The sequence below is a fragment of the Salinispira sp. genome, from assembly GCF_059431795.1.
Genome location: NZ_JBXWXS010000019.1, coordinates 35,813 through 59,108 on the forward strand (window position 1 = coordinate 35,813; position 23,296 = coordinate 59,108).

Annotated in this window: 21 protein-coding genes; 12 read left to right on the forward strand and 9 right to left on the reverse strand. The window is 51.2% G+C overall.

Annotated features, from left to right (window positions below; all coding sequences use genetic code 11):
* Window positions 1-11 precede the first annotated feature (11 nt).
* The gene (locus tag AC52PS_RS07245; RefSeq protein WP_495562381.1) at window positions 12-1,214 is read left to right on the forward strand and encodes a lysophospholipid acyltransferase family protein; all 1,203 of its coding nucleotides are present in this window, start codon (window positions 12-14) and stop codon (window positions 1,212-1,214) included.
* A 12-nt stretch (window positions 1,215-1,226) separates the two neighbouring features.
* Here the strand turns inward: AC52PS_RS07245 and AC52PS_RS07250 are convergent, their stop codons facing one another.
* Window positions 1,227-1,733, reverse strand: a complete 507-nt coding sequence (locus tag AC52PS_RS07250; protein WP_495562382.1) for a hypothetical protein — start codon at window positions 1,731-1,733, stop codon at window positions 1,227-1,229.
* A 47-nt stretch (window positions 1,734-1,780) separates the two neighbouring features.
* On the opposite strand from AC52PS_RS07250, the gene rnhA reads away from it, so the two are divergent.
* The 4 genes from rnhA (at window position 1,781) to uvrB (ending at window position 7,439) form a co-directional block, all read left to right on the forward strand.
* Complete coding sequence (gene rnhA, locus AC52PS_RS07255; RefSeq protein WP_495562383.1) at window positions 1,781-2,218, forward strand: ribonuclease HI; 438 nt, start codon at window positions 1,781-1,783, stop codon at window positions 2,216-2,218.
* A 156-nt stretch (window positions 2,219-2,374) separates the two neighbouring features.
* On the forward strand, window positions 2,375-3,964 hold the full coding sequence (locus AC52PS_RS07260) for an ATP-binding protein (RefSeq protein ID WP_495562384.1): 1,590 nt from the start codon (window positions 2,375-2,377) through the stop codon (window positions 3,962-3,964).
* 64 nt (window positions 3,965-4,028) lie between these two features.
* The gene (locus AC52PS_RS07265; protein ID WP_495562385.1) at window positions 4,029-5,291 is read left to right on the forward strand and encodes a S1C family serine protease; all 1,263 of its coding nucleotides are present in this window, start codon (window positions 4,029-4,031) and stop codon (window positions 5,289-5,291) included.
* Between the two features lie 165 nt (window positions 5,292-5,456).
* Window positions 5,457-7,439: an excinuclease ABC subunit UvrB gene (gene uvrB / locus AC52PS_RS07270; RefSeq protein WP_495562386.1), complete on the forward strand. Its 1,983-nt coding sequence runs from the start codon at window positions 5,457-5,459 to the stop codon at window positions 7,437-7,439.
* 35 nt (window positions 7,440-7,474) lie between these two features.
* Here uvrB and AC52PS_RS07275 read toward each other — a convergent pair whose 3' ends face one another.
* Both AC52PS_RS07275 and AC52PS_RS07280 read right to left on the reverse strand, forming a co-directional pair.
* Window positions 7,475-8,602 (reverse strand): caspase family protein, encoded by a 1,128-nt coding sequence (locus AC52PS_RS07275; protein WP_495562387.1) that lies wholly within the window; start codon window positions 8,600-8,602, stop codon window positions 7,475-7,477.
* Window positions 8,583-9,203: a hypothetical protein gene (locus AC52PS_RS07280; protein ID WP_495562388.1), complete on the reverse strand. Its 621-nt coding sequence runs from the start codon at window positions 9,201-9,203 to the stop codon at window positions 8,583-8,585. The genes AC52PS_RS07275 and AC52PS_RS07280 overlap by 20 nt, the downstream gene beginning before the upstream one ends.
* A gap of 70 nt (window positions 9,204-9,273) precedes the next feature.
* Between AC52PS_RS07280 and AC52PS_RS07285 the strand changes: the two genes are divergently transcribed.
* Both AC52PS_RS07285 and AC52PS_RS07290 read left to right on the forward strand, forming a co-directional pair.
* Window positions 9,274-9,690 carry a hypothetical protein gene (locus AC52PS_RS07285; RefSeq protein WP_495562389.1) on the forward strand — a complete coding sequence of 139 codons (417 nt, stop codon included), beginning with the start codon at window positions 9,274-9,276 and terminating at the stop codon, window positions 9,688-9,690.
* A gap of 4 nt (window positions 9,691-9,694) precedes the next feature.
* Window positions 9,695-11,308: a DUF445 family protein gene (locus tag AC52PS_RS07290; RefSeq protein WP_495562390.1), complete on the forward strand. Its 1,614-nt coding sequence runs from the start codon at window positions 9,695-9,697 to the stop codon at window positions 11,306-11,308.
* A gap of 81 nt (window positions 11,309-11,389) precedes the next feature.
* Here the strand turns inward: AC52PS_RS07290 and AC52PS_RS07295 are convergent, their stop codons facing one another.
* The 4 genes from AC52PS_RS07295 to AC52PS_RS07310 form a co-directional block, all read right to left on the reverse strand.
* Window positions 11,390-13,255, reverse strand: a complete 1,866-nt coding sequence (locus tag AC52PS_RS07295) for a HAMP domain-containing sensor histidine kinase (RefSeq protein WP_495562391.1) — start codon at window positions 13,253-13,255, stop codon at window positions 11,390-11,392.
* Window positions 13,256-13,296: 41 nt separating this feature from the next.
* Window positions 13,297-13,998 (reverse strand): response regulator, encoded by a 702-nt coding sequence (locus AC52PS_RS07300; RefSeq protein WP_495562392.1) that lies wholly within the window; start codon window positions 13,996-13,998, stop codon window positions 13,297-13,299.
* Between the two features lie 102 nt (window positions 13,999-14,100).
* The gene (gene phoU, locus AC52PS_RS07305) at window positions 14,101-14,757 is read right to left on the reverse strand and encodes a phosphate signaling complex protein PhoU (RefSeq protein ID WP_495562393.1); all 657 of its coding nucleotides are present in this window, start codon (window positions 14,755-14,757) and stop codon (window positions 14,101-14,103) included.
* 64 nt (window positions 14,758-14,821) lie between these two features.
* Window positions 14,822-15,748 (reverse strand): DUF6675 family protein, encoded by a 927-nt coding sequence (locus tag AC52PS_RS07310; protein ID WP_495562394.1) that lies wholly within the window; start codon window positions 15,746-15,748, stop codon window positions 14,822-14,824.
* A gap of 252 nt (window positions 15,749-16,000) precedes the next feature.
* Here AC52PS_RS07310 and AC52PS_RS07315 point away from each other — a divergent pair, with 252 nt between their 5' ends.
* Genes AC52PS_RS07315 through AC52PS_RS07335 form a run of 5 tightly spaced genes read left to right on the forward strand, consistent with a single transcriptional unit; the run spans window position 16,001 to window position 21,438 of the window.
* Window positions 16,001-17,242 (forward strand): UDP-N-acetylglucosamine--N-acetylmuramyl-(pentapeptide) pyrophosphoryl-undecaprenol N-acetylglucosamine transferase, encoded by a 1,242-nt coding sequence (locus AC52PS_RS07315; RefSeq protein ID WP_495562395.1) that lies wholly within the window; start codon window positions 16,001-16,003, stop codon window positions 17,240-17,242.
* Window positions 17,239-17,721: a CvpA family protein gene (locus tag AC52PS_RS07320; protein ID WP_495562396.1), complete on the forward strand. Its 483-nt coding sequence runs from the start codon at window positions 17,239-17,241 to the stop codon at window positions 17,719-17,721. The genes AC52PS_RS07315 and AC52PS_RS07320 overlap by 4 nt, the downstream gene beginning before the upstream one ends.
* Window positions 17,721-18,881, forward strand: a complete 1,161-nt coding sequence (locus tag AC52PS_RS07325; RefSeq protein ID WP_495562397.1) for a DNA polymerase III delta subunit-related protein — start codon at window positions 17,721-17,723, stop codon at window positions 18,879-18,881. The genes AC52PS_RS07320 and AC52PS_RS07325 overlap by 1 nt, the downstream gene beginning before the upstream one ends.
* A gap of 8 nt (window positions 18,882-18,889) precedes the next feature.
* Window positions 18,890-20,089, forward strand: coding sequence for a two-component system sensor histidine kinase NtrB (locus AC52PS_RS07330; RefSeq protein WP_495562398.1), 1,200 nt, complete (start codon window positions 18,890-18,892; stop codon window positions 20,087-20,089).
* Window positions 20,086-21,438 carry a sigma-54-dependent transcriptional regulator gene (locus AC52PS_RS07335; RefSeq protein ID WP_495562399.1) on the forward strand — a complete coding sequence of 451 codons (1,353 nt, stop codon included), beginning with the start codon at window positions 20,086-20,088 and terminating at the stop codon, window positions 21,436-21,438. The genes AC52PS_RS07330 and AC52PS_RS07335 overlap by 4 nt, the downstream gene beginning before the upstream one ends.
* Before the next feature lies 1 nt (window position 21,439).
* Here the strand turns inward: AC52PS_RS07335 and AC52PS_RS07340 are convergent, their stop codons facing one another.
* The gene (locus tag AC52PS_RS07340; RefSeq protein ID WP_495562400.1) at window positions 21,440-21,859 is read right to left on the reverse strand and encodes a J domain-containing protein; all 420 of its coding nucleotides are present in this window, start codon (window positions 21,857-21,859) and stop codon (window positions 21,440-21,442) included.
* A 90-nt stretch (window positions 21,860-21,949) separates the two neighbouring features.
* Window positions 21,950-23,290, reverse strand: a complete 1,341-nt coding sequence (locus AC52PS_RS07345; protein WP_495562401.1) for an aspartate kinase — start codon at window positions 23,288-23,290, stop codon at window positions 21,950-21,952.
* Window positions 23,291-23,296 lie beyond the last annotated feature (6 nt).

Sequence of the window (23,296 nt, forward strand, 5' to 3'; positions counted from 1 at the left end):
TTGAGGTCATTATGCAAAACATCTGTAGACGTTTTATTCTTCAAAAGCTCAGCTATATAATTATCCGCCCTTTCGCCTGGGTATTTTTTATTTTGCGTTACCGTGTGCGCTTTAAGGTACCCTCTGAGATACGGAATCTGAAAGGTTCGTATGTGCTACTGGGTAACCATGTAAATAAATGGGATCCGTTCATTGCCGCCATCGGGTTGAAGCGGCTGGTGAATTTTATTGCCTCAGATTATGTTTTCCGGAAACCATTTCTCGCCTGGCTTCTTGGGCTGTTAGGTGCAGTCCCTAAGGTGAAGTTCCGGTCAGATATGGGGTCACTCCGAACGCTCATGGATGTGAGAAGCTGCGGAGGAATAATTGGTGTATTCCCCGAGGGACATACCAACTGGTGTGGAAAAACGATGGAAATAACCCCATCAACCGGCAAATTACTCCGGCTTCTTAGAGCTCCGGTGGTTGTGGTCAGTATTAAAGGCGGATATATCGCGGAGCCCCGCTGGCACAGAGGGATTCTTGCACCGGGAATTGTACTTGAGTTTTCTCTACTTTTCAGTGAGAAGGAGGTACGCAGTCTTAGCGTTGCCCAGCTGAATGCACGCCTTCAAATTGCCCTGGAACACAACGAGTGGGAATATCTTCGGCAGCATCCCAGGGAACTTCCCACCAAAGAGCGTGCACGAGGCATTGAGCATGCCGTGTTCATTTGTCCCGACTGCGGCTCAATAGGAAGTCTTCGAAGTTTTAACAACAGGGTTGAATGCAGCGTGTGTTCTGCGGAGCTGGAGATTAATCGCCATGGGTTCCCTTCCCGGTCCACGTTTAAGAACCACTTCCCGGATTTAGCCGAATGGGATCAATGGCAGCAGGATCGTCTGGTTTCTCTCATATCGGGTAAAACGGGCCAGGGTATATTCGAAGACGGGCCTGCACGTTTCGCATATGCCCCTGACGGAAAGAACTTTAATGAATTTTCCCCCTGGGGGACCCTCCAATTCAGCGGTACTTCAATTATTCTTGCAGGAGATAAGCCAATAGAATATGATATCCAGACTCTTTCCGGTATCGGAGTGCAAAACAGCGAGCAACTTGAATTCTATGTGAATAATACCCTTACTACCATAGAATTTCAGGAGGAGTACGTTTCTCCGTATAAGTGGCTCTCGGCACTGAATCATGCCCAGGTTTTTCTGGGAAGGGAAGACTAAACAAAAATCTCCCTAATGGTAATTATCGCCGCTGCTGTGTGCAGCTGATTCTTCCAGTTGGGAAGATAAATACGAGATAATTGCCGTCCTCCCTTCCAAGGTCTTCTTTTCGAAGCCGGGGAGAACTGAAATCTCCTGAATCAGCTTGTTGAAATCGTGGAAGTCATTAGGGATTGTCAGCAGTTGGTCATCATCTTCACAGTAGATATATAACATTTTCCCCTGCTTTCCCTGGGCGAGGCCGCAATGGGTTATGTCGGTTTTGTTCATTCGGATTTCGGAACCACCGGAGGTTTTGCAGATAATGTTGTCGTCTGTGGTTTCCACAAAACTTTTTCGATGCTTCAGGAAGTATCTAAACAATAGAAATGCACCTGCAAGACTGAGAAGCCCGAAGAGCAGTCCGGATTCACCTCCCAGGGCGACAAGCAGAGTAAATGATGTACTGATAAGAATAACCATTACTGCCACAGTGAGAATGGCACGGGGGTTTCCACTGACTTTGAATCTGTATACCATGGCCTCATATATTAATCACTTCATGAATAGGATACAAGAGTAACAGAATGAAAACTGAAATATTCACCGACGGCGGCTGCATAGGAAATCCCGGACCCGGGGCCTGGGCGTATGTCATAAATCTGCCGGGAGCACCTGTTGAAAATGCGGGATTTGACCCGGATACCACCAACAATCGAATGGAGCTTCAGGCGGTCATTCATGCCTTGAAGTATTGCAGCAATCACGGCCTCAGCGAGGTACGGATTCATACCGATTCCCAGTATGTGAAGAACGGAATTTCCGACTGGATCCATAATTGGAAGCGAAGAGGCTGGCTCACAGCTGCGAAAAAGCCGGTAAAGAACCGGGATTTATGGATGACCCTGGATGAGGTGAATAGTGAAATCAGTCCTGAATGGAAATGGGTCAAAGGACATGCGGGAATTGAACTGAATGAGCGCTGTGATGAGCTGGTGCAACAGTGTATTGCTGCAAATAGATAATGGCGCGTTAATGCTCTGCTGTAATTTTTTCAGAGGGACAAGCAGCATGAACTTTTTCCCGGTTGCTGTTGTGAGAGCCCAGTAGAAGATGAAAAGTCCGAATCTATTTGTTTTCCATGGGTTTCCGCAGCGATGCGAACGACCGGGGGCACATGAATGCAGATATTCAGTTTCTCTTCCACAGGATATGAGGGGGAAATTGTCCAGGTTGAATGTGATATTCAACCTGGATTACCCAGTTTTACCATTGTGGGTTTGCCCGATTCCGCGGTAAGGGAGAGCAGGGAGCGGGTGCGCGCCGCGCTGGGAAGTCTTGGGTGGAGCTTTCCTCAGAAAAGGATTCTTATAAACCTAAGTCCCGGCGATGTAAAAAAGATGGGAAGCGGATACGATTTTGCCGTTGCCATGGCAATTCTTAAAACTTCCGGCCAGATGCGCAAGTGCTTTGAGGATGAACGTTGGCTCTTCTGCGGGGAGTTGGGGCTTACCGGACTTCTGCGCTCCTCCCGGGATGATCTTGCAGCCCTGTTATCCGCAGAGGCTGAGGGTTTTCAGCGGATATGCATACCCCGGGAGTCGTTGAAGCGTGCACTCTCCATGAATATCACCGGGCTGCCACTTAGCGGTATGGACAACCTTCAAGAGGCTATTCAACCTGAACCGACGCCGGTCGGGTATTCCCCAGTCCCCCAACCCGATCGTTTGCTGGTGCACTGCCGTTCTGCCTCTGCCGATCATATAGAGCCGGGGCTCTTCTCCCCCCTTTTACGCCTCAAGCTTGCCGTGTGTGCAGCCGGAATGCATAATATTCTTTTATACGGTGCGCCGGGCTCTGGAAAAACTACCGCTGTAAGATATCTGTCCCGTCTTATACCCGGTGTACCCCCGGAACTGAGCAGGGAGCAGATGAAAATTCATTTGCGCAGTTCAGGCACCCATTTCAATACAACGGAGGAATATTTCAACAGTTTTCGTGAGCCTCACCATAGCAGTTCGGCTCAGGGCTTATTGGGAGGAGGTCGTTCATTGGGGCCAGGGGAGATTTCATTGGCTCATGGCGGTATTCTTTTACTAGATGAAGCTCCCGAGTTCCACAGGAATGTACTCCAAAATTTGCGCGAGCCCATGGAACAGGGGCGGATTCGAGTTGTCAGGGCTGAAAGCAGCAGCGTGTATCCCTGTTCCGCCGTATATGCGTTCACCATGAATGTCTGCCCCTGTGGAAACAGGGGGCGGGAAGACGCCCTCTGTCTTTGCAGCGACCGTCAGCTTCACGGATACTGGAGCAGGCTGGGAGGAGCTGTATATGATCGGGTTGAATTACGGCATTATTTCAGCACCGAACCTGAGAGGGAACATAGTGTAGCTAGGGAAATATGCGCTGCTCTGGATCTGCCCGAGGAAGAAGATGCACGCATTTCAAGAATCAATTTGGCCCGGAAGCGTCAACAGCTCAGAAACGGCCATGGGGTATACAACGGATACAGCGGCTGGGTGGATATTCAAAAACCGGAGAACCTTTCTTCCGCAGGCGCAAACGTCTTCTTGGAGATGAAAAAAAGTGGCGCTCTCAGTTCCCGCAGGGCTCTGAATTTACTCAGGGTGAGTCTCACTCTCAGGGATCTGCAAGCTTCGCACAATTCTGGCTACGGAGGATCCGGGGATGAGTTACCTGGAGTGGCACCACGGCATATCCGGATGGCTCGACAACTTCTCTCACCCCAGGCGTTTTCTGAATTTCTTTAGTTCCGGACGGACAAGCGAACTGTTTCCCATAGGAAAAATACTTTCTCTTTTGTATATTATCACCATGAGGAAGAAGGATTTACGACATAACATCATGCTGGTTTTACTGGGCGGGCTGCTCACCATAATCCTTGCTATCGGGTTTGGAGTTATCGAGCTGCCCTGGTTGAATCAGGGTTCGCCGGTGAACATTACCCGGGACGAGGGCAGTGCAAATGAAACCCAGAATTCCGTTAATTCCATTCAACCGGTATTGGATTTACAGAGCGATGATCCCTACATCCGGCCTGCATTCGACGGCAGTGAGTCTCTCACGGAAGATGAATATAATAATATTCAGGTTTATCAGATGCGGAATGAAGCGGTGGTGAATGTCAGTACAGAGGTGATCTCCTATTCATTATTTTTTGAGCCGGTTCCTCAGGAGGGCAGTACCGGGAGCGGCAGCATCATAGATACCCGGGGATACGTACTCACAAACGTGCATGTAATTGAGGATGCGGTTGCCGTCTATGTTACCCTTTCAGACGGGGAGAGGGTGGAGGCCGAGATTGTGGGCAGCGACCCGGAAAACGATCTGGCGGTATTGAAATTTGACCCTGGAGATAGAGATTTACAAACAATTCCGTTGGGAGATTCTTCGGAACTTCGAGTGGGTCAGAAAGTTCTCGCCATCGGAAACCCTTTCAGTTTTGACCGGACCCTAACTACCGGGGTCATTTCCGGGCTGGGACGTCCAATTCAAAATTCAAACGGTACGATTATACAGGGAATGATTCAGACCGATGCATCCATCAACCCCGGCAATTCCGGAGGCCCTCTGCTTAACTCATCCGGAAATCTGATCGGCGTGAACACCATGATTTACTCCCCCAGCGGCGGCAGCGTGGGTGTGGGATTTGCGGTGCCTATCAATACAGTACGGCGGGTTCTTCCTGATCTTCTGGAATTCGGTCAGGTGAACCGGGGCTGGATAGATATTAATCCCATTCAGCTTTTTCCCGAGTTGGTGAGCTATGCGGATCTGCCGGTGGAACGGGGAATTTTGATAAGCAGAATCGATTCCGGGGGTGAAGCAGCGGAAGCCGGTCTGCGGGGTGGCAGTAGAAATAATGCGGTACGCTACGGGAACACCATTATTTATCTGGGGGGAGATATTATCGTAGAAATTGACGGAACTCCCACCTACACTATTGCACATCTGTATGAGGCATTGGAGGATAACCGGCCAGGAGATGTGGTGGATGTGGTGTACTACCGGGGGGGGCGCCGTCGGGAAACTCAGGTAGAGCTGATAAAACGTCCTGAGCAGTTTCTCCTGAATTAGGTCCATTAAAAGTAGATCCATTAAAAGTAGATCCATTAAAAGTAGATCTATCAAAAGTAGATCAATAGAGACGCTCCCTGTCCCGTCCTTCTGGCGGGCGAGTCAGGGTGGTAATCCCCTGAGCTGCCATGGCAGCCTGGAGGGACCGCTAATACGAGGCATACAATGACAAAATTTCACGTTACTTCCGGCTATGAACCCTCGGGTGATCAGCCGGCAGCCATCAGTTCTCTGGTGAAGGAATTCAATTCGGGCAAACATTTCCAGACCTTGAAGGGGGTGACCGGATCGGGAAAGACATTCACCATGGCCAAGGTCATAGAAAAGCTGCAAAAGCCTACACTGGTTGTTTCCCATAACAAAACCCTTGCCGCCCAATTGTACCGTGAATTCAAGGAATACTTCCCCCACAACGCGGTGGAGTATTTCGTGTCATATTACGATTACTATCAGCCGGAAGCCTATGTGGCCAGCAAAGATCTGTATATTGAAAAAGACGCATCCATCAACGATGAGATCGAGAAACTCCGGCTGGCCGCCACCACCAGCCTGCTGGAGCGGCGGGATGTGATCGTTGTGTCCACCGTTTCCTGCATCTACGGTCTCGGAAGCCCAAGGGACTACCGGGATATGCGCGTGCGGCTGGATACTGGAACCCGGCTGAACCTCCAGGAATTCCGGCGAGAACTGGTTTCCATGCAATATGAACGAAACGATTCGGTTCCCCATCGGGGTGTGTTTCGCATCCGTGGTGATGTAATTGAGATATTTCCTGCCTACTCGGAGGACGGGTTTCGTATCGAGCTGGAATGGGAGGAGATAACCCGTATCACGAAAATTCATCCAGTGAGTTTCGATGTGCTTGAAGAATTAGAAACTCTGATGGTGTATCCTGCAAAACACTTTGTAATGCCCGAAGAACTGATGAAGCAGAGTCTCGAAGTAATCCGGGGGGAGTTGGATGAGTGGCATGAATCTCTTCTTGCCCAAAATAAATTGGTTGAGGCTCAGCGCATAAAGAGCCGGACCGAATATGATTTGGAAATGATGGAGGAGATGGGGTATTGCTCGGGTATAGAAAACTACAGCCGCCATCTTACCGGCAGAACCGAAGGTGAGCGGCCTGCGGTGCTTCTGGATTACTTCCCCAATGATTTTCTTACGATTATTGATGAGAGCCATGTTACCGTTCCACAGATCGGCGGGATGTTCGCAGGGGACCGCTCCCGGAAACAGAATCTTGTTGACTTCGGATTCCGGCTGCCATCCGCTTTGGACAACCGTCCCCTATTTTATGCCGAATTTGAAAACCTTTGCAGTGATACTCTCTATGTAAGTGCAACTCCCGGTAACCTGGAAGTGGAAAAATCCGGTGGGGTGGTGGAACAGATTATCCGTCCCACAGGGCTTTTGGATCCGGAGATTGATGTGCGGCCCACCACGGGTCAGATTGAAGATCTGTATGAAGAGATCAAAAAGCGGGTCGCAGTCTCACATCGGGTCCTTGTAACCACCCTGACCAAGAAAATGGCGGAAGACCTTACCGATTATCTGAATAATATGGGCCTGAAGGTGCGCTATCTTCATTCGGAGATTGAGACCATTGAACGGGTTGAGATTCTTACCGAACTGCGGCAGGGAAAATTTGATGTACTGGTTGGAATCAATCTGCTCAGGGAGGGACTCGATCTTCCTGAGGTTTCCCTGGTGGCGATTCTGGATGCGGATAAGATCGGATTTCTCCGCTCATCAACCAGTCTCATTCAGACCATCGGCCGGGCTGCCAGAAATGAAAACGGGCAGGTAATCATGTATGCCGACCGGGAATCCGACGCCATGAAGAAAGCTATTTCAGAGACCAACCGCAGACGGAGTATTCAGAAGGATTATAATGAAGCACATGGAATTACCCCCACCACCATCCGCAAGGCGATTCACGATATTCTCCAGAGGGAAAAGGAAGAGAAGCGGGAAGATGAACAGCGAAATATCGAAATTATTAAAGCTGAATTCAACATTATGGTTCCCGCCCAGCGGAAGAAGCTGATAAAGGTTCTTGAAGCGGAAATGCTAGAGCATGCGAAAAATCTTGAGTTTGAACAGGCGGCGGTAATCCGGGATGAAATTGAACAGCTGAAAGAGATGTAGGGAAACACGCATTACCTCCTGTGCTCAATATTCTCCTATTCTCTCCATGCGCTGCGCAAAAGTACCGGATCAGCGCTTCCTCCGCTGATATGGGGATAATAGACGGGGTCATCCAATCCATCGACCAATTGAAACATGTTGGCCGGACTCCGCCAGAAAGCATTCCAGGTCTCATCGAGGCGGGTGAAGCTGTAATCGTAGGCTTCTGAAAGGGTGAGAGCTCCGTCGGAGTTGGCGTCGCCGTTCATTCTTCCATGTGCATCAGTTTCCATGGCCTCCAGGAAAAAGCCGGTGAATATTCCATTGTCGCTGTATTCTTCGCCGATGTTCAGTTCAGTCGCAAAATACTCGGTCCACTCATAGCTGAACTCATCCGCCCCCGCCGCAGATACCATGCTGATGTTCCTGAACCCGTCGTTGGAAAAGAAATCCCGGAAGGCATCCATGTAGCCGCTGCCCCCCTGTTCCGCTGCCACCGGATGCCGGTAATCCGCGGGAAGGGCATCCACCCCGTAACTTTCCGGAGGAAGGAATCCTCCTGAGTTGCAGGCGTCCATTACAATCGTTACGTGAAGGGCGGGAATGGCATCCAGTTCCCGGTAAAATTCATCGGTGGCCAGAAGCTCTTCATTCGACCCGCTGCCGTAGCCGGAAAAAACAAGATACTCCCGGCGGTCATAATCCCCGTCCCCGTCAATCGATAGTGTCTGACTTCCGTGCCCCGCATAATAGAAAAAGAGAGTATCCGAAGGACCAATACGCTTCGCCGCCATTTGGATATCCTGAATCACCTCAGATTTATTGACAACGGGACCGCTGTTGGCGGAGAGAATAATGTAGCCCTGGGCCTCCAAGGCGGATCTGATATCCACACCGTCCTGGGCTGCAAAGGGCAGATCATTGATATTGGAATAGCTGCCCACACCGTATACCAGGGCGTAGCGTTTCCCGTTGAGCTCTCCGGCGAAACTGCAGCCGGCGAGAAACAATAGCAGCAAGGCGGCCGGTAAGGACAATAGCAGCAGACCGGAAGTTCCCCGGAAGAATCTTCGGAAGAATTCCCGGAAGATGCTTGCCATAAACTGCTGCAAGCCATTCCGGTTTCGCTGCTTTGTGGCGTTCCCTTGAATATGTAACTTCTGCTTACCAGGAAAATCCAGCAAATGCGCCTCCTGTGATAATTATGGTTTCGTCCCGGCGGAGATCCCAGCGGCCAAAGAACCCGGTGCGCAGCTTGCCGGCCAAATTCGCCGATTCACCCTTTCCGGGAAACGGTGCTGCAGTGAAGCGCAGCTGTGTTCCCGGGGAGAAAAAGAGAACCCTGCTGTTGAGATAACTCCCGAAACTCCCATGGAACGAAAAACCGAGCCACATTGGGGTATTTGTTGGGCGGGTTTCCCCGCCCAGCCTGAAGTGGATTCCCAGGCCTGCATCTATTATTGTATCACCTCGAACAGAAATAACGGAGCCTTCGACGGCCCGGGGAGGAGCAGTGAAATGGAAAGCAATCGAGGGGAGCACAAAAAATCTCCCCCGGGCCTGATTGATGAATACCCCGGTGCGAAACAATAGGTTGTACTGAAGCGCCTGGAGAGGGATCTGCTTGAACAGGCTCAATCTGGCGGCCTGTCCGATTTCACCGTACAGTCCCAACCGGGGTTCGGTATCTTCATGGGCTTGTGCGGAAAGCGGGGATACACCCAACAGCAATACCAGAATTGCCGCAGCTTTGAGGATTCTATGGGTAAACATTATAGGCTTCATGTAATTCTCATTTTATCCTATACTGAAGCGGATTTCATCGTATATTGGAAAATGATCTGGAGGATTCAGGGTGCCGCAGCTAAAAACCATGTTCAGCGTAACTCTTTCCCTTCTGTTTTTGCTGATTCTCGGATCTTGTTCAGAAGAGAAGATTCCTGAATTAACCCTTCCCGAGACGCCGGTACTTTCTCTCCGGCAGGATTGGGCGGTTATCCGGTTCAGTTATCTTCCCCTGTATACACGGGCATCTATAGAATCCGAAGTTGCAGGCCTGGCCCGGCAGGGAGATGTGTATGAATTGCTTGAACAGAGTCTTGAAACAGAGCTCCTGTATTCCCGTCAGGATTACTGGTACAAAATAGCATTACCCGACGAACACGGAGAGCACGCGGCTGCCTGGGCGTTCGCAGCGGGCATGGAATTTTATTCAAGCAGAGATGAAGCGCTGAATGCCGCCGGCCGGATGGCGGATACCGAGGGGTTTTAAATACATGGCTGTCCGTGAGCTGTTGATTTATATTCTTCCGCCGCTTATTGGGGCGATAATCGGCTATGTGACCAATGCCCTTGCCATTCGAATGCTGTTTCGCCCCCTGACCCGAAAATATGTGCTGGGAATCCCGTTACCCCTTACTCCTGGAATAATCCCCAGACAACGGGAGCAGCTGGCCCATAGTATCGCCCGCATGGTGAGCCGAAGCCTGTTTAACACTGAAGTTATTCTTTCGCATATTCGGGGGGAAGCCTTCCAGAAAGGGCTGGTGCTCCAGATTCGGCGCATATTCACCCCGTCCCGGGTGACCCAACGGCAGGAGTCGGCCATTGATGAGGAATCCGGGGATACAGAGAATGCAGATGTTCACGATCTGGAGTCCCGGATCGTGAGCTTTGAACAGTTGCTGGTTCCATTGCTCAGTTCGGATGTTACCCGGAGGCTTCTGAAGGTGCTTATTTCACGGCTCTCAACGGGGCTGGGAAGCAGAAGCCTGGACAGAATTCTTCCTGTACGCCTCTATGAGAGCGATTCCCTGGAGTCCCTGTTCAGGAATCTTATTGAGGGCAGCGCATATCGCAAGCTCAGTTGGGCGCTGGTGCTTTGGCTTAGAAGGCATGAGACCGAGAACACCCGTATCAGGGAGTTTTTTACCAGGGTTCAGCTTTCCAGGACCATGCATGTTATCGACAGGTTCTATACCCCCGGGGTGAACGGGCTCATGGCGTTTCTCAGACGGCCGAATATTCGAAAGGAACTGGTACGCCGGGGCAAGCGGATTCTGTCAGATATTTTGCTCAGGCTGCGGCCCATGCAGAGAATGATGCTCAGTGCCGGCCAGTATGACCGGACGCTGGAAGAAAATATGCCGGATATTGTGCGAGATCTGTTACGGACCCTGGAAGACACTCTCCGGTCCCGGGATAACCGGGAAAAAATCCAAATGGCCCTGCATCAGTTTATTGCGGAAATTCAGGAGCAGGGCTTGAAAGACGTGGAGTCCAAATATGGAGTTGTTCTCAGCAGAAACCTCTACCGGATGCTGAGACGCTTTCGGACGATTCTGCTGCAGGGAGATGCCCCCGGCCGTCTGGCATCCCTGGTAAGCAGGGGAGTGGAGCACAGCGGCGATCTTAACAGTATTCTCCTCCGCCTATCCTCCATGAATCTCCAGCAGCTTCTGACCAAACTTTATGACGGCCTCTATGAAGTACTGGATTCACCCAAGCGCAGGGAAGAGATTCGTGGGCTCCTCCAGGGGATTATCCGCGAAGCCCGGCAGGAGGCTCAGCAGGATCCTAAGCAGGAGGCCCAGCAGGATAGCCCGCCCCAGGCAGCGGCTATGGGAGGGACCCGGGATGATACCGGGCTTCCTTCAGCTGCCGCCTCCGCCCTGACAGGGGTTCTGGAAGGAGCGGTCCCAATTCTGGTGGAAAGGTTTGATATTTACCGCATGGTTGTAGACAGGATTAACGGTCTCGATATAGAAGAAGTTGAGATGCTGCTTTTGGGCATTATCGCTCGGCATCTGAAATATATTAACATCTTCGGTGCATTTCTGGGCGCGCTTATCGGCGGTCTGCAGGTGGTGTTGAGAATCGCTGGGATTTGACAGCGGTAAATCTCCATGGAAAGGATCTTCGGTGAAGGAAGGATATCCAACGAAGGATGTCCAACGAAGGAACCGCACCAATCAGGTGCCTTCCGCTTCCCCGGATTCTGTCTCTCCCGGAATAAGGGGGAGGGTGATGGTAAACTTGCTGCCTTTACCCACCTGGCTTTCAACAGATACGCTGCCTTCGTGAACCTGGGCAATATGTTTCACAATGGCAAGACCGAGACCGGTCCCCCCCAGTGAACGGCTTCGGGCTTTATCGACCCGGTAAAAGCGCTCAAACAGGCGAGGAAGATCCCGTTTGGGTATTCCCGGCCCGCTATCCTTTACAGAGATGCTCAGAGTATCCGCCGAAACATCTTCCCTTTGTTCGCTCATCTCAGTCTCGTGAGTCTGTACCTGGAGAATCACCTCGCCTTCCGGGTTGTTGTATTTTACAGCATTTTCCAGAAGATTCACCACTGCCTGTTCAACCAGAAAGGGGTTGAGTCTCAAAGGCGGAAGCTGAGGCATTTCCAGATGGAGGTGGACCCCACGGTTTCGGGCTTCGTCCTCCACAAGTTCCAGACATTCCTTCATGAGACCGGCGATGTTGCAGCTTTGAGTTTGCACCGCCGTCTGCTGCTGTTCAATTTTGGAAAGGGTCAGAAGATCGGTGACGATGTGCTCCATCCGCCGGGATTGACGGAGAATAATGGAAATAAAGCGCTGGATTTCTTCCGGGTCCCCCACTCCTGAAAGCAGGGTTTCGCTGAATCCCTGAATGCTGGTAATGGGGGTCTTCAGCTCATGGGATACATTGGATACAAAATCCCTTCGGATTGTTTCCAGTCTGGTGATTTCGCTGATGTCGTGGAGAACAATGAGGATTCGTGCATCGGGGGTTTCGGGAGGATCCACATATACGCCGTTCATATCCAGGGTACGGAACCCGGAACCGTCAGGGTGATATGCACGAATTTTCCGGGTCAGGTTTTGACGGTTGTGTTCCAGGCTTTCAACTGCGGAATTTAGATCCGAGCTTCGGAAAATATCGGTGATGCGGTAACCCTCACAGCTTTTGGCCGTTCTTCGGATTCTGAACATGTCAAGAAACGTCTGATTCATCATGAGAATTCGTTCGCTGCGATGGATTACCAGTACGCCTTCCTGCATATTCGAGAGAATACTTTCCAGCTCTTCCCGTTGGTTTTTCAGTACTGATATTCGTTTGTGAAGGCTGCCCGCCATACGGTTCAGTGCTTCTCCCAGATTTCCAAAGCCGCTGTCCGAAGGGATACGAAGTTCCCTGTCCAGGCGTCCGGCTGCGAAATCCTCTACAGCGTCCTGAATCGTTGTCAATGGCCGGTTCACCGTGTTCAGTACTCGTGTGGAAAACACGGCAATGGCGGCCAACTGAAAAAGCAGGGTGAAGCTGATAATTACCGCAGCATATGCCCTGAGTTGAGAAATATAGTTCTGACTCACCACGCTGTGGGCCAGAATATCCCCCTTGCCGCTTGCAATGATTCGTGCCGCACCATACACATGAAAGCGGGGATCTTCGCTGTCCCGGGAAGAGAAGCCCGCTTCACCTTCCACCGCCTCTCTGATTTCTTCCAGATTTCGCAGATAGTTGTCGGTGGCAAGGAGTTCATCCAGAAAATAGAATCTTGTCAGAATTGAACTGTGACCGCTGCCTTCCCGGATATCAACCGGCTGTATTGCCGGGGCAAGGCTGTTGCTCACATTGTCCGGATTGGAACGCAGCTGTTCCATTTCCATGGAACCCAGCAAGGAGAAGAGTCGACCGCTTACTGAAATATGATGGTGGAGCACTTCCTCGATTTCCTGACGAATCTTTACCTGGATCTGAACGGATATACTGCTGATAAGAATAAAGGCTGCAAGAAGATGCACCACGAACAGCAGAGGGAGGAAACGTTTTTTTAATGTCTTATCCATAAACATGATTTCTATTACCGGGGGTTCGGTTGGAATATACCTCAGTCTTCTTGGGGCTTCATTCGGTAGCCCACTCCCCGAACCGTTTCGATGTAGTCTCCGTGGGTTCCCAGCTTTTTGCGTAACCCCAGAATCTGAACATCCACCGAGCGTTCGGTCACCGGATAATCCTTCCCCTTCACCGCATCAATGATTTTGTTCCGGGAGAACACCCACCCCGGGCTACGGGCGAGAAATTCAAGAATCGCAAATTCTGTGGCCGAAAGATCTATTGCCTGGGAACCCATGAAGACCTCGTGGCGGCTTACATCTATGAGTATATCATGTATTTTAACCCGGTCTTCCTGACTGAGGGATTCAACCTCTCCGCTGATTCTTCGGAGGACAGATCTGATCCTGGCGATAAGGACCTTGGGAGAAAACGGTTTGCTCAGATAGTCGTCGGCTCCCACTTCAAGTCCGGTAATGACATCCGAATCTTCGGTTTTTGCCGTAAGCATAAATACCGGGATATGAGAGATCAGCTGATCTTTTTTCAGACGCCGGCAAACCTCAAGGCCGTCCAGACCGGGAAGCATAAGATCCAGAAGGATCAGGGCGGGATGATGTGATGATGCCATGGCAAGACCCTTTTCTCCACTTTCCGCAGTCAGTACCGTATAGCCTTCCCGTTCCAGATTGTAGCGGATGAGCTCAAGAATATCCGGCTCATCCTCCACGCACAATATGCTCTCCTTGGCCACGTCCTCTCCTCCAGGTATTCCTTATCTGTTATGCGGTGCTTTTTGAATGAAGCGGTTATTGCCGCTTCGCTGAGGCAGTATCAATCGACAATTGAAACTGGATCAGTTGAGCTCCGAATGATTTCCACTGCTTGCGTACACAATCCACTCGCAAATGTTGGTAACATGGTCACCCAGCCGCTCAAGAAAGCGGTTTAAGAACAGTAGGGTTCCTCCCGCCTCCACCTTGTCAGGGTCCTTTTTCATCATGCTGATAATTTTGTTGTACAGAAGCTTATGCTGTTCATCCAGCTCGTCATCCATCTCGGCAGTTTCCCGGGCGAGCCTGGAATCGAAACGGGAGAAGGCGGTAAGGCTCTGATGCACCATTTCGATTCCCTTTTTGGTCATCTTCTCGATATCCGGCAGCAGGCTGTCCAAGGTCGCCTGATCAATGCTCTCCAGACTCCTGGCCAGGTGCCGGGCATGATCTCCAATCCGTTCCAAATCGGATACGATTTTTATTACGGTAACAAGGTTTCGAAGATCGCTGGCAACCGGCTGTTCGGTTGCAATAATCTTGGTACAATGGTCTTCGATAGTGCTCTGATACGTATCAATCTGAAAATCATTCACGATTACCTGTTCCGCAAGTTCCGCATCACGATGTATGAGTGCATTAATTGCTTTCTGAAGGGATTCTTCCACAAAGGTTCCCATTTTCAACACCTGCTGATATACCGAACTTAACTCTTCATTCAGTTTTAAACGATAATCCATACCCTCTCCTCAGAAGCAGCTCACATATAACAATACCCGTGTTAGGACAATTGTTAGGAATATGTTAGAATTCTGTTAGATATAACTGCTTTGAAAACCAAGTATACAGTGCAGTCATCCGGTTGTAAAAACTATTGCTCAGTTTATTCTGAATTCCGAATATTTTCGGCGCCCGAAGACTGGAAAACCCGTAAAAAAGCAGGTGTTCACCCCTGGGAATAATGCGCAGCTGAAGCTCAAGGGCTCCCGGCCCGGCAATTCGGATGAAATTATAGGTCATGGGATTAATGTTCCGGATAGATATCACCCCCGGAGTTATTTCAACCGAATACAGATTGTCTCCGAAGCTGGCATCCACCTGGCGCATCATAAAGCGGCTCTCCTCCTGAATTGAGTTGAAAACCGGATCCGGCACAGGGGTTAAATCATCTTCCCCTCTCACGATGGTTGAACTGAGATAAAACTCCCGCATTCTTCCCCTGCTTGCCGAGAAGTAATCTAATCCCGTAAGAGTTGAAATCCGGTGCAGAAGATTGAAGATATGCAAATCAAGTTCTTCGGGAGAGAGTTCCTCCATATCTCCGGGAAGTTTCAATGCCATAAGGATCTCGATGGCAAAGTTATTGTTTTCCCGTTCATGCTGCTCCCGGATTTGTGAAGCTCCATCTCTATCCGGCAAAACTCTGGGAATAAACTCCTTTCCGTGACGATAAATCAATTCTCCGGTTTGGAGGAAACTGTTCCGTTCTTCACGGCTGAGTTCGGGTAAAGCATCCAGAATATCCCCTTCAAGGGGGAGCCGGGCATTTACCTGAAAATCTCCCCGGGGAATACTTTCCGCTTCCAGCCGGATTGCATCTTCGGAAAGGGGTTGCTGGGCGGTGCCGTTCACCGGCAATACAAATAACATGACGGCAAGAGCTTTCAGCCCCTGGTTACCCCACCGGTACATCCTTGACTGCTTGTCTCTGGGTAATGAAAACAAATTCACATCTGCTCCTTTTCGGTTTTCCTGCACATTGATATGTAGCTGGTGGCAATAGGACGGCATCCACTCACGTATTGCTGAAATAGATTCGGCACGGGGGAAACTTCAGCTTCTCCGATTCTCAATGCGCAATTATTGAGTGTTTGCCGCTTCAATGCTACTATTCTTCAATACTTTGGGAACTATAACGCATGAATACGAAAAAAATCACCTGAATCGGTCAGCAGAAAAACGTAAAACGGACAAACGCATCGGATGAAGACTACAGAATCGAACGGCGCACAACAATCGAACGGCGCACAACAATCGAACGGCGCACTGCAACCCAACGGCCCGCAACAACCAAGCGGCGGGCAGAAAGGGAGGGGCGCACCACAGGCCGGATCCCGCCCATTGCTTGCCATTACCGGCGGAGGATCCGGAGGACATGTGTTTCCCGCTCTTGGGGTTTTGGATGAACTGGGGTCGGATTTTATGGAAAAATACCGCCTCATATGGCTGGGTTCCTCCGGGGGAATTGAGGAGCGTATTGTTACCGAGCGGGGTATCGATTTCAAGGGCTTGCCTGCGGGGAAACTCCGCCGCTATTTTTCCCTGAGGAATTTGTATGATGCCCTGAAATTTCTATTCGGCATTGTTTTGGCATTTCTCTACTTTGTAAAAAACCGACCCGTCCTGCTATTTTCCAAGGGCGGGTTCGTGTCGGTTGCTCCGGTTGTCGCCGCCGGGATTCTGGGCATACCGGTAATTTCCCATGAATCCGATGTGGATCCGGGGTTGGCAACCCGTATTAACCGGCGCTTCACCAGTATTCAGTGCATTCCCTTTCCCGAATCTGCCCGGTTTTACCCGTCGTCCCTTCGGGTCGAGGTAAGCGGTAATCCCGTGAGGAAGGATATTCTCCGGGGAGATAGGTCCCTGGGGCTGAAAACCGCCGGCTTCAGCGGCGATCGCCCGGTTCTTCTGGTGCAGGGGGGCAGCCTAGGCGCACGGCAGATTAACAGCTTCATCCGGGAACATTTGGTCAGCCTCCTTGCTCATATGGATATTATTCACCAGACTGGAGAAAAGGATTCGGAAGGGCCTGCTTCACCGGAGGACTTACCGGGATATTTTCCCCGCCCCTTTTTTTCCCGGGAGTATCCCCACATGCTTGCTGCCGCTGATATGGTGCTTTCCCGATCCGGAGCCGGTTCTCTCTGGGAATTAGGAATTACCGCCAAGCCGGCGTTTTTTATTCCCCTCACCGAAGGTGCACGGGGAGATCAAATGCGAAATGCCAAATATGCAGAAGAGCGTGGGGTGGCTCGTGTATTTCACCACAGCGATCCGAACTGCATCCCACTGGATGAACTGGGAACCGCCCTGATCCAAGCCGCCGAAGATCCCGATCTGCGGACGGAGATGTCCCGGCCCTGGGATGGGGTGGTCCACTCCCGGGGCGGCAGCAATATTGCCGCGTTGGTACGTGAGTTTCTCCCCGAGGAGGATGTATGAATATGAGTCCACTGGATATAACGTTTTTACTGGTCCTTGCCGTGATAGTAATTCGGGCCATGATCCGCGGGTTTGTGGAAGAGTTCGGATCGGTCGCCGCTTTTTTTCTTGGTGTTCTTGCGGCCTTCCTGTTTAGCGGTCTGGTTGCCCCCCTCCTGGAAGGGATTATGGGGCAGAGCGTCTGGAATCAGGTGGTGGCCTTCCTGGGGCTGTTTCTCATTACCTATCTTTTGGTGAAGCTGTTTGAAGCGGGACTTCGGAATCTCATAGAGCGGGCAGAGCTGGAGAATCTGGACAAGGCTTTGGGGTTCTTTCTGGGGTTGGTTGAAGCTGTGCTGGTGGTTTTCATTCTGGTGTTCCTTCTCTACATTCAACCGTTTTTTGAGGTGGATGCCCTTATAATGGAAAGCTGGTTCGGCAGAGTGCTCTCGCCCTTTTTCCCCTATGCTGCAGATATCATTACCGGAGGCCGTTCCTGATGTTTGAGAATATTCTTCATCAGAAACGGACAGTGGATGTTCTCAAGCATGATATTCAGTCCGGTACCCTTCCAAATTCTATTCTGATTACCGGCGGCATCCACAGCGGAAAGCTGACCACCGCCTTGGAGCTTGTGCGCAGCCTGAGCTGCAGCCAGGCTTCCGCACCCTGGAGTTGCAGCTGTTCTTCCTGCAGACAGCATCGCCTTTTAGACAGCCCCTACCTCCTGCTCACCGGAAGCAGGTATTTTGCAGATGAAATCCGTGCAGGCGCCCACATGCTCAGGAACCAGGATACCCTTCCGCTCCGCTTTTTGTTTTACCGGAATGTGAAGAAACTGATCCGCCGATTTGATCCGGTGCTTTGGCAGGACGATGCCTCCAGATTAAACAAGGCGGAAAAACTCATAGAGAAGCTGGAAGATCTCGCGGCTCCGGTGCATCCGGAAAGCGGCGGTCCCGAGGGCAGGGCTGAGATTCCCGATCCCGATACTCTGGATTCCCTGGTGGAGGAAATTGGAAAGATTCTTCCTGCCGACGGGGTAAATGTTGATATGATCCGCCGGGCAACCTACTGGGCTCATACCGCCGATACAAGCAGAATCAAAGCGGTGATTATTGAAAACGCCCACGAGATGAATGATGCAGCCCGGAACGCCTTTCTAAAGACCCTGGAGGAACCCCCTTCATCGGTTTTTTTCATTCTTCTCAGCGACCGTCCGGGCGCCCTCATTCCAACCATTCGCAGCAGGCTTAGACAGTATTCCCTGGCTCCCCGGGGAAAAAACGAATACCGGGATATTATTTCCCGCATATACCGGGCCGGGCATCCGGAGGATTACAGCAGCCTCCAGTCCTTTTTCATTGACTGCGGAAAGGGAGGGTTAGAGGCCCGGAAGCATCAGGTGCAACTGATGTACACCATTCTGGATGCCGACCCCGCCGCAGCAATCAGAGCCAGAGACGAATTGGCGGAAAGTCTTGGATCCGATCGGGGAGAGCTTCGCCGATTGGTTATCCTCTGTTTGGATGAATTGAAAGAGGCCGGAGTGCATACATCCAGGGTCCATGCCCTTCAACGAAAATTGGAAGAGATTCACTTCTCCAGTGAAATCTATAATATCCCGGTAGCCTCAGCCCTGGAACATGGGTATATTTGACACAGATTATGCGAAAATTTATACAACGAGCCCTGAACAAGCTTTCCAAACTCGACAAGCAGCAAATTCATGCTCTGATCTACGATTTGGCCAGGGAGAACGAGCATATGGAGGTGGTTCTGGATTCGCTCACCGACGGTGTTCTGGTTTCCGATAAGGATAATCGCCTCATACTCAGCAATAAGGCTGCGGAACGGATGATTCCTTTCCGTGAATATGACATGTATGAGAAGATTATCTGGGATGTGGTCGCAGACCAGGATATTGCGGATTTTATCCAAAGCACCATAGAGCGTGAAGAAAGCATCCGGGACAGGGAGTTTACCCTGGACAATCTGGGGAACACCAGAATTCTTGCCTTGAGCATTATGCCCCTGGTACGCAGAGGCCGGGTCCGGGGAAATGTGGTGCATATAGAAGACATTTCCGAAAAGCGCTGGAGCGAAGCCAGACTCCGACGGGCGGAAAGTCTGGCCAGTCTCACCACCCTTGCAGCAGGCGTAGCCCACGAAATAAAAAATCCATTGGGAAGCATCGGCATTCATATTCAGCTGATGCAGCGAACCCTGGACGCCCAAAATTCGGTGAAGTCCGAGGATGTACGTTCTTATCTGGACATTGTGAACGAGGAAGTGGAACGGCTGAACCGGATTGTCATGGATTTTCTCTTTGCCGTGCGCCCCATGGACATCCATCTGGAAGATCATGATCTGAACGCCCTTCTCCATGAGATCATGGATTTTATGAAATACGAGGTGGAAGAAAGCGGTATTCAACTGAAAGAGGATTATCAGGTTGATATCCCCCATATCCTGCTGGACGAGAAGTTTATAAAACAGGCCATCCTGAATATCGTAAAAAATGCCATTAATGCCATGAGCGACGGCGGTAATTTGACCATCTCCACACGCTGCCGTGGGGATGAGGTGATCCTGCGCATTATCGATACCGGTGTGGGAATGAGTGAGGAGGTGATGGAAAAGATTTTCGAGCCCTACTTCACCACCAAGGATTTCGGCAGCGGCATAGGGCTTACCATCGTATATAAAATTATGAAGGAACACCGGGGAGATATTTCTGTGATCAGCCAGGAGGGCCGGGGAACCACATTCACCCTCAGTTTTCCCATTCCTCCGGGTCAGCAGAATCTCATCGGAGGGAGCCCGGGTGAAGCCGCGGCCTCTGATGATGCCGGGGAGGACCAATGAAATTCAGAATTCTTGTGGTGGATGATGAAAAGAACATCCGTGAAGGGCTGGGAAAGAGTCTGGAGCTTGACGGCTATGAAACCGTCCTGGCGGAAGATGGAAGCGCAGCCCTGAACATTATGGAAGAGGATGAAATTGACCTGGTAATCACCGACCTGAAGATGCCCGGGATGTCAGGGGATGAATTGCTCAGACGGGTTGTTTCCGACTGGCCCAGTGTGTCGGTGATTATTCTTACCGGACACGGAACCATAGAAACCGCCGTTCAGTCCATGCGCAACGGAGCCTTCGATTTTCTTACCAAACCGGTTAACCTGGAGCGCCTTTCCATGCTGGTGAAGCGGGCGCTTTCTTCCCGTGAACTGGTTCTTCAGCACCGGGCCCTGCAAGAGGAGCTGAACCAGCGAAGGCAGAGCTCAAAGATCCTTGGAAAAAGCCCCCAGATGCGGAAAATTCTGGATTTGATCCAGCAGGTGGCGCCCACCCGGGCCTCAGTAATGATCACCGGTGAAAGCGGGGTGGGGAAGGAGCTGGTTGCAGATGCCCTCCATGCCATGAGCGACAGACGGGAAAAATCATTCGTGAAGGTCCATTGCGCAGCCCTCTCCGAGTCCCTGCTTGAAAGCGAACTGTTCGGTCACGAGAAAGGGGCGTTTACCGGAGCGCTTAACCGGAAGCGGGGACGTTTCGAGCTTGCCCATCTGGGAAGTATTTTTCTGGATGAAATCGGCGAAATTAATCAGACGGTTCAAATTAAAATTCTCCGAGTCCTTCAGGAGCGGCAATTTGAACGGGTGGGGGGCGAGCAGACCGTGGACGTGGATGTGCGCCTGATTGCAGCCACCAACCGTGATCTGAAAGCAGAGATAGAAGAGGGGCGGTTCCGGGAGGACCTCTATTACCGGCTGAATGTTGTGAACATCCATGTTCCGCCCCTGCGGGAACGGAAGGAAGACATTCCCCTTCTTGTGAGCGCCTTCCTGAAGGAATTCAGTGAGGAGAACGGAAAGAGCATTATGGGAGTGGATAATAAGGCCAAGGCCGCCCTCTATAACTACGAATGGCCCGGGAATGTGCGGGAACTGCGCAACAGCATCGAATCGGCGGTGGTGATGAGCAGGGGCGATTTTATTACCCCGGAAGATCTACCTCCCCATATCGGAGGTGCGGGAGACGAGGATTACATCAGGCTGCGGATGGGGGTTTCCCTTCCGGAGGCGGAAAAACAGATTATCAAAGAAACTCTGCTGGCGGAACGGGGCAATAAGAGCAGAACCGCCGAAGTTCTGGGTATAGGCCGGAAGACGCTTCACAGAAAAATTAACGAATACGGCATAGACGCGCCTTGAGCTACTCTTCCCCTTTTAGAATCTCAACAATTCGCTTATAAGATTCGTTCAGTTTGGTGGTCACTTCGGTGGCAATTGCCTGTTTCTCCGGGCTGTCGGCGAATTTATCCGGATGGTACTTTATTAGAAGCCGTTTATAGCTTTTGCGCACATCGTCGACCGGCGCACCCGGTTTGAGCTCAAGATTCGCATAGTCTCTGGCCAGCCCTTCAGCCTGTTTTCTGCGCAGATCTTCCTGCCATCCGGCTGAATCGGATGAGCTGCGGCCCTGGCTGCCGTCACCGGGAAAACTGTGATTTTCAGTGCCCAGAAAACCGTCAAGTTCCGACCATGCCTCCTGAAAATCCGCATCGGGCTCACGGGTAAAATCGGAGATAACACTTCTGGCCAGCCGGCCCAGCCGGTTGAACATTTCACTCATCTGGGGACTCCATTGCACTCAACGGCCACCCTTCAAACAGGGCCATCCGTTGCGGCTAAATAAAATTACTATCTACTTTCCATAATATACTTAATCGGCAAAGAGAGCGTCATGCAGACTCTGAATGGCGCTATCCAGCTGATCCTCTGGAATCACCAGGCTCAGATTGATATCCGAGCTTCCAAGACTGATCATTCTCACCGGGATATCCACCAGCGCGGAAAAAACCCGGGCTGTAAACCGGGATTGTTTCCATAAATCCTGCCCAACCAGGGATATGATCGCCTTGTCCCGCTCAACGGTGACTGTGGAAAATACTTCCAGAGCGGCTTTGACCTCCGCTATCCGTTCCCCATCATCGATGGTAAGGGAGACGGAGACTTCGGAAGTGGCCACCAGATCAACCGGCACTCGGTAGGTTTCAAAAACTTCAAAAATCCGCCTGAGAAACCCGTATGCGTTCAGCATCCGGGATGAACGTACATTTATGAGGGTGACGGCTTTTTTTCCGGCAATCGCCTGGATGCCCGTATTGCTGCCGCTAATGTGGATCCGGCTTGCAGGGCCTTCGGGATCGGAGGTGTTTTTCACCCATACCGGGATGCGTTTTTCAACCGCAGGCTGAATAGTGGATGGGTGGATCACCTTGGCGCCGAAATAGCTTAACTCTGCAGCTTCATCGTAACTCAGTTCGCCGATGGTTTGGGCGTTGGGGATGAGTCGGGGATCTGACGTCATAATACCGTTCACATCGGTCCATATCTGAACCTCTTCAGCTTCTAAAGCAGCACCGATAATAGTGGCACTGTAATCCGAACCGCCCCTTCCCAGCGTGGTAGTGGAACCCTCGCTGTCCGAGGCGATAAAGCCCTGTGCAACAAACAGCAGGCCGGGACCGGTCTGGATCCGGGTTGTAATGGCCTGACGGGTTTCCTCTTCCAGTACGCCGGCTTTTCCGTGATGGCTGTCGGTTTTAATGATCTGTCGGCTGTCTATGAAATGTACATTCAGCCCTTTTTGCAAGGCCCGGTAATATATGAGGCTGGTGGAAAGCCGCTCACCGAAACTGAGGAGGGTATCCATGGATCTGGGACTCACCTCCTGGATGAGGCTCAGACCGTACATGAGACTTTCCAGCTCTTTGAACAGCCTGTCCACGGCGCTCTTGCCTTCCTCGTACAAAGGGACCTCGAGGAGATCCACCAGTGCCGAGAAATGCATATCCCGTAGATTATCCAGTTCAGCGCCTGCAGCTTCGGTTTCTCCCCGTTCAGCCAGACTGGCCATCCGCAGCAGGGCATCTGTAGTTTTTCCCATGGCCGAAGCCACAAGCACCACACCCCGGGAGAGTTCTTTCTCAGCAATACTGAGAACCTGGTTAATCCGCCTGGCGGAACCCACACTGGTTCCGCCGAATTTTTGTACAATCAATATGGG